We start from the raw sequence: 476 nt of genomic DNA, 5'->3' as shown, positions 1-476 counted from the left end.
GGTGCCGTCCCAGATGGCGGCGTCTTCGGCGTTCAGCCAGCCCTTGATGTAACGGCCGCCGTCCAGCGAACGCGTCGAGTCGACCCAGGATTGCTCATAACCCCGCGCCACGTCTTCGGGGGCTTGTTGGGTGCCGTCGCGCTCGGCGATGACGTCGCGGATCCGCTTGCCGAAGGAGGCGACCTTCCCGGCGGAGAAGCCCTGATCGACCATGCCCAGCAGGATGTCTTCGGCTTTGCCGCAGTCATCGTCGTCAAGTCGGGCGGTCGCGTCGGCGATGGTGGCGGCATATCCGGCCGACAGGTCACCTGTGGTCCACCGCTCGGTCATCTCGGGCAGGCGGTGGCGCTGGCGGGCCAGGGTGAGGCGTTCCTTGGCGCGGGACTCGCGCATCCCGAGGCGGGACCGCAGCCAGGACCGGGTGGAGGGGTATCCCCACCGCTGCACTTCGCGGGATCGGTCGACCACGCCAATGA

Annotated in this window: 1 protein-coding gene; it reads right to left on the bottom strand. The window is 68.7% G+C overall.

The features are described from left to right. The coding region (locus ETD96_RS44280; protein ID WP_240808662.1) for a DUF222 domain-containing protein at window positions 1–447 on the bottom strand (447 nt) is incomplete at its 3' end. Window positions 448–476: the final 29 nt, after the last annotated feature.

Source organism: Actinomadura geliboluensis, assembly GCF_005889745.1.
Taxonomy (GTDB): domain Bacteria; phylum Actinomycetota; class Actinomycetes; order Streptosporangiales; family Streptosporangiaceae; genus Spirillospora; species Spirillospora geliboluensis.
This window is presented reverse-complemented; position numbering and strand designations above follow the sequence as displayed.